General features: G+C 57.1%; 5 protein-coding genes, 1 tRNA gene and 1 pseudogene. 3 read left to right on the top strand and 4 right to left on the bottom strand.

Features of this window, described 5'->3' with window-relative positions; genetic code table 11:
* The first annotated feature begins 56 nt into the window (after nt 1-56).
* Nucleotides 57-132: transfer RNA gene (locus ACUVTA_RS08195), tRNA-Arg, on the top strand.
* A gap of 203 nt (nt 133-335) precedes the next feature.
* Nucleotides 336-1,241 (top strand): radical SAM protein, encoded by a 906-nt coding sequence (locus ACUVTA_RS08190; protein WP_445952464.1) that lies wholly within the window; start codon nt 336-338, stop codon nt 1,239-1,241.
* 1 nt (nt 1,242) lies between these two features.
* On the opposite strand, the gene ACUVTA_RS08185 is transcribed toward ACUVTA_RS08190, so the two are convergent.
* Nucleotides 1,243-2,379 (bottom strand): tetratricopeptide repeat protein, encoded by a 1,137-nt coding sequence (locus tag ACUVTA_RS08185; protein ID WP_445952463.1) that lies wholly within the window; start codon nt 2,377-2,379, stop codon nt 1,243-1,245.
* Between the two features lie 213 nt (nt 2,380-2,592).
* Between ACUVTA_RS08185 and ymfI the strand changes: the two genes are divergently transcribed.
* Nucleotides 2,593-3,351 (top strand): elongation factor P 5-aminopentanone reductase, encoded by a 759-nt coding sequence (gene ymfI, locus ACUVTA_RS08180; RefSeq protein WP_445952462.1) that lies wholly within the window; start codon nt 2,593-2,595, stop codon nt 3,349-3,351.
* A 37-nt stretch (nt 3,352-3,388) separates the two neighbouring features.
* Here the strand turns inward: ymfI and ACUVTA_RS08175 are convergent, their stop codons facing one another.
* The 3 genes and pseudogenes from ACUVTA_RS08175 to ACUVTA_RS08165 form a co-directional block, all read right to left on the bottom strand.
* Nucleotides 3,389-3,907: a divergent PAP2 family protein gene (locus ACUVTA_RS08175; protein ID WP_445952461.1), complete on the bottom strand. Its 519-nt coding sequence runs from the start codon at nt 3,905-3,907 to the stop codon at nt 3,389-3,391.
* A gap of 68 nt (nt 3,908-3,975) precedes the next feature.
* Entirely contained in the window at nt 3,976-4,620 is a 645-nt protein-coding gene (locus tag ACUVTA_RS08170) for a polysaccharide deacetylase family protein (RefSeq protein WP_445952460.1), read from the bottom strand.
* Nucleotides 4,617-5,534, bottom strand: a pseudogene (locus tag ACUVTA_RS08165) (MGDG synthase family glycosyltransferase); the annotation flags it as partial. The gene ACUVTA_RS08170 and the pseudogene ACUVTA_RS08165, both read right to left, overlap by 4 nt.
* Nucleotides 5,535-5,651: the final 117 nt, after the last annotated feature.

The following is a 5,651-nucleotide window of genomic DNA, read 5'->3' as shown; positions in this document are numbered from 1 at the left end:
AGAGCACCGGCCTTCCAAGCCGGCTACGTGGGTTCGATTCCCATCACCCGCTCCACGTCCCGGTAGCTCAGCGGACAGAGCAGCGGCCTTCTAAGCCGCGGGTCGGGGGTTCGAATCCCTCCCGGGACGCCATTTTCCAAAAGCATGTAAAACCGGCACTTTCCGCTAGGTAACCCCTCAGCATTTTCCAGTTCTACCACTGACGAAACTGACGAAGCCGTTGCTGACAAAATTGTTTTCCCAGCAGGAAACCCCACCACTTCACGATGAAAGCTTAAAAAAGCAAAATAATATTTACGGGTAAGAGAACACTTTACCGTCGAGGGAATTTACGCATGAACTTCACCGCCGCCTACCGCCGCCTCGGACCTGAAGAGCTACGCCGCCGCGTCGCTGAAGCCTACCAGCGGCTCAAAAGTTGTAACCTCTGCCCCCGTCGTTGCGGGGTCAACCGGCTTAAAGGCGAGCGGGGCGCCTGCCGCAGCGGCCGAGAAGCTGTGGTTTCGAGCTACGGGCCGCACTTCGGCGAAGAGGCGCCCCTCGTTGGCACCCGCGGCTCCGGAACCATCTTCTTCGCCTACTGCACCCTGCACTGCGTCTTTTGCCAGAACTACGAACTCAGCCACCAAGGCGAAGGAGAACCAGTTAGTGTGGCCCGCCTGGCCCGGATGATGCTGGCCCTCGAACTGATGGGCTGCCATAACCTCAATCTGGTGAGTCCTACCCATTTTGTCCCCCAGATCTTGGCCGCGCTGCTGAAAGCGGCCGCCGAAGGGCTTAACCTGCCTATCGTTTACAACACCGGCGGTTACGAAAGTCTCGAAACCCTCAAGCTACTCGACGGCGTAATCGATATCTACATGCCCGACTTTAAATATACCGACCCCGAAAGCGCCGCTAAATACTCCGGCGCGCGGGATTACCCTCAGGTGGTAAAAGAGGCGCTGAAGGAAATGCAGCGGCAGGTCGGCGACCTCACGCTCAACGAGCAAGGGATCGCTTTCCGGGGGCTCCTGGTGCGCCACCTCGTCCTACCGGAAAATCTAGCGGGGACTAAAGAGGTCGTCGCGTTTCTTGCCCGCGAAGTTTCTCCACGATGCTTTATCAACGTGATGGCCCAGTACTACCCTACCTACCGCGCCCGGGAGTTTCCGCCACTCGACCGCCGCATTACCCGTACGGAATATGCGGCGGCCGTAAAGGCGGCCCAAGATGCCGGTCTACGCGTCTACCGAGATTAACTTACCCTGTTAGCCCCAGCGCCCGGCGGTAACAGTTGGCCGCTTCTCCTTCCTGGCCTAGTTCCGCCATAATACTCGCTTTAAGACTCCATACCCGCTCGTCTTGAGGCGCAACCTCCTCCAGCCGCTCGACAAGCTTCTGAGCCTCCTCAAACCGCCCCATCCCCGCAAGGCAGGCCGCCTGGTTAACCAGAAAGGTGTTGCGCTCCGGACCCCCAATAGCTACCGCCTTTTTGTAGAGGGCAAGCGCCTCGTGGCGCCGGTCAGTTGCTTCTAGACACATAGCTAAGTTATTCAGAAGCACCGGGTCTTCAGGATTCTTCTCTACTAGCTCCCTTAAAAGCTGAATCGCCTTACTAACCCGTCTGGTTTTAAAGTAACAAAGCGCAAGGTTAGCCCTAATGGTATCCTGGGGCTCCATCCCTAACGCCAATTCAAAACAAGCGGTGGCTTCATCGTACCGACGTAGAAAAAAGAGGCTAAAACCCTTATTGTTTAGAAGCTCTACCCCACCGGCTCCCAGACGCTGCGCCTCCTCGTAACAGCGGAGCGCTTCTGCATAGCGGCCAAGCCGGTTCAAGGCTATCCCCATGTTAACCAGCAGGCTGGCGCTACGCCCCCCTGCCGCCCGAGCGTCTTGAAAGGCTTTCAGTGCCTCTTCTATCTCTCCTAACCGTAGCAGACAGAGGCCTTTAAGGTTTAACACCGTGCTATGGGTTAAACCGGCAGCGAGGGCCCGGTTAATATAGGAAAGCGCCCGTCCCGGCTCGCGCGCGTCGAGCAGGTGACTGCCGATGGCCGCCAAAACCCAGGCCCGCTCCTTGAAAAACGTGGGCGTTGTCCCGCGTAGCAGACCGGCTTCCGGATCACCCCCGCTCCGTTCAGCACAGAAGCCTAGCCAGAGATGCCTGACGTGCTCTACCGCCCGGTCCATCTGGCCTAGCTTGAAGGATAACTCCCCCGCCTGAAGGTGCAACTCCACGCGCTGCGGCTCCTCCCGGAGTGCCCGATTAACGAGCGCCAGAGCGACTTCGTTAAACCCGAAGCAGGCACAAAACCGGGCACCGGCACTTAGAAGACGGGTTCTTTTCAAGCATAACTTGAGCTTCGGCACCGGATTGCAAATCAAAATTAGCATAAGAGATCACCCCTCCCCACCTAATTTGCAGCAAATATCAGGCAAAACGGTAACCGCAAGAGAAATTAGACACCCCTTCTCCCTTTTCCTTCCATTACTACCAAAAATTTGTTGACAAATTCTTCTCTCATTTGCGCTTTAAAACTTGCGTCCGGCAAAAGTCGCGGCTATCCTTTTAGTGATAAAGAATATGGTAAGCGTGGTGTTAACGGGTTGAACGCGGAAAGGGCTCTTTGGGGGAAGGTAGCCATCGTCACCGGCGGTAGCCGAGGCATCGGCGCGGCCATCGCGCAGGAACTCGCCCGCCACGGCGCCAGCGTAGCCGTAAACTATCATTCCTCTGCGGCCGCCGCGGCCAAAGTAGCAGCCGCCTGCCGGGAATACGGCACCCGGGCGGTAGCCTTCCAAGCCGACATTGCCGACCCGGAAGCGGTGGAGAAACTCTTTATAGCCGTGGAGGAAAGCTTAGGACCGGTAGAAATCCTGGTCAATAACGCTGGGACGGGCCTTAGACGCTTGGCGGTCGAAACAACCGACGCGGAGTGGCACCAGCTCCTAGCCGTAAACCTTTCCGGCGCCTTCTACTGTTCCCGCCGGGCGCTCGGCAGCATGATCCGCCGCCGTTGGGGACGCATCATCAACATCGCTTCGGTCTTCGGCCTCACCGGCGCCGCCTATGAGGCCGCTTACGCCGCCGCTAAGGGAGGGCTCATCGCCTTCACCAAGTCGCTCGCTCGCGAAGTGGGGAGTGCAGGAATCACAGTCAACGCCGTCGCTCCCGGCCCGGTTGAAAGCGATATGCTCCGTGAAGGTCTCTCTCCGGAGGAACTAGCGACGTTAGCTACGGAAATCCCCTCCGGTCGGCTTGGGAAGCCGGAAGATATCGCCGGCGCCTGCGTCTTTCTCGCCTCGCCGGCCGCCAGTTTCATCAATGGCCAAGTTCTTTGCCTTGACGGCGGCTGGCTCCCGTGATTCCGCCACAAATAACGGATCTTCAAACGAACAGCCTTTAGCTTACGTGGTGCCGGAAGGTAAGATGCCTGATATGGCAGAACGCTTCCCGCCACACTGGACCACGGTCAAAAACGATACTCGCAACAAGAATCCCGATAAGCGCCCCGGCTAGAACCTCGTAAGGCGTGTGGCCCACGGGATGCTCGGGCAAATCCACAGGACTTGTAGGGTTATCCTTTTCCCGAAGCAAAGTTTTTAGCAACCGGGAATGCTTTCCCGCCAACCGCCGCACCCCCATCGCGTCGTGCAAGACAATGAGGGCGAAAACCAGCGCGAGGGCAAACTCTTCCGAATCGTACCCCAAAGAAAAGCCGATTGCGGCCACCATCGCCGTAACCATCGCGCTCTGGGCACTGGGCGTCCCGCCATCACTAATAAGCCATGACCAGCGCCAGCAGCGCTCTTTCAAGTACATGTAAACTCCTTTTACAAACTGAGCTACCCCGCAGGCGGTCAGCGGGGCGGTGATAAGTTTATGGTTAGCTAGCCACTCTTTCGCAAAGTCCGAAAACATACTTTAATCTCCCCGGCACGAATCCTTATCAAAAAATTATAGCCTAAAGAAACGTGCACGCGCTACCTTTAGGTAAATAAAACCGGTAAGGGTACGGCGGTCCACCCTCGTACTTTGAACGCTTCCAGAAGCGCCGGCAAGGCCGTGAGTAGGACCCGGGGCCTATGGGGAACGAAACTCCCGTCGTGGCAAAGAACGATTCCTCCCTCAAGGTCCGGGCAGCGGAGTACCCGCTTCGCGACTACCGAAGGTTTTATGCCCCATAACCAGTCCAGGCTATCACACGACCATAGGACCACCTGCATCCCTAGTTCTTGAGCCACCGCTAACGTCCACCGGTTTAAAAGCCCCCAGGGTGGCCGGAAATACCGGGGTGATTCTCCCGTAACATTTGTTAAAATCTCTGCTGCCAGCCTCATCTCGCAGCGTGTGCTCTGGTAGCTTAACAGGGGTTGGGGCCGGTGTGCAAAACCGTGGCTGGCGATGTGATGCCCATCACGGATAACAGCCTGTACTACTTCCGGATACCGCCGGACCTTTTGGGCCAGGAAGAAAAAGGTAACTTTGGTTTCGTACCGGCGCAGCAGGGCCAATATCTGGGGCGTATAAAAAGGGTCGGGACCATCGTCAAAGGTGAGCGCAACCTTACCCGTACCCCGCGGCCCGCGCCGTAATACCAGTCCTTCCTGCCCAAAATCCGGCAGCAAACTCACCCAGCCACCCACCCCCGGTTTGTTCCCGCTATCAAACTAGCGAAGAAAGCGACAGCAGCTTCAGCCGCGTTTGGTCGCGCTAATCGCTTTATACCCTGACGCAGAAAGTTCCCCACGCCGTCCTCGTCGCGCAACACTTTCGTGACCCAACCTACCAGTTCCTCTTGGTCCTTTACCCATAAAGCGGCATTCGCCCGGATATAATGAAGGGCGTTAGCCTCCTCCTGTCCGAGCAGACACCGGTAAATAATAACCGGCAGACCTACCACCGCAGCTTCGGCCAGCGTTAGGGCCCCCGCCTTGCTGACCAGAAGGTCCGCCGCCGCCATAAACTCCACCACGTTTTCCACAAACCCGTAAAACTGGAAACGGGGATCCTGGCCGAACCGCCCCGTCAACCGTTTCCAGACGATTTTATCCCTCCCCGTAACTACCAATACCCGGACGGGAAATGTAAGGCGACTCAAGGCCGCACACGTTTCCTCTATAGCGGCTACCCGGCTAAACCCCCCGCCCATTACTAAAACCACCGGCTGGCCCTCAGGTAGGCCCAAGCGCTGCCGGGCTACCTGCCGCTCAGGAACCGCCGTAAAGCAGGGGTGAATAGGTACCCCGACAACCTCTATTTTCCCCGGGCTTACCCCACGCCGGACAAGCGTTTGCTTTACACCCTCGTCGGGAACAAGGTACAAATCTACTCCCGGATGCACCCACTCCGCGTGGGCTGCGTGGTCAGTAAGCACCATCACCACGGGTACCTTTAGCTCACCCCGCAGCCGTAACGCAGCGACCACTCGCCCCGGTGTGGGAAAAGTTGCCACCAGTAAGTGTGGCCTAACCGCCGTTAAAAGCCCCTTTAAAGCGCTACGACCAAGAGAATCTAAAATATAACCCTGTTCCCGCAAATGTTTATCCGTTTGCCGGTAAAACTACCCGTAACAACGGGGAAAACGCCGTACCAAAGAAAGGTAGAAGTAGCGCGAAACCAGATCAAAAAAGGGGCTAACTAACTCGATAAAATTATAGGTGTG

The sequence above is a fragment of the Thermodesulfitimonas sp. genome (genome assembly GCF_052743955.1).
The sequence above is the reverse complement of the archived record's forward strand: the minus strand, read 5'-3'. Positions and strand labels throughout refer to the sequence as shown.

Bases quoted from the DNA above. Each gene is read 5' to 3' on its own strand.
- ACUVTA_RS08175 (WP_445952461.1), bottom strand. From the start codon at position 3,907: ATGTTTTCGGACTTTGCGAAAGAGTGGCTAGCTAACCATAAACTTATC.
- ACUVTA_RS08185 (WP_445952463.1), bottom strand. From the start codon at position 2,379: ATGCTAATTTTGATTTGCAATCCGGTGCCGAAGCTCAAGTTATGCTTG.
- ACUVTA_RS08190 (WP_445952464.1), top strand. From the start codon at position 336: ATGAACTTCACCGCCGCCTACCGCCGCCTCGGACCTGAAGAGCTACGC.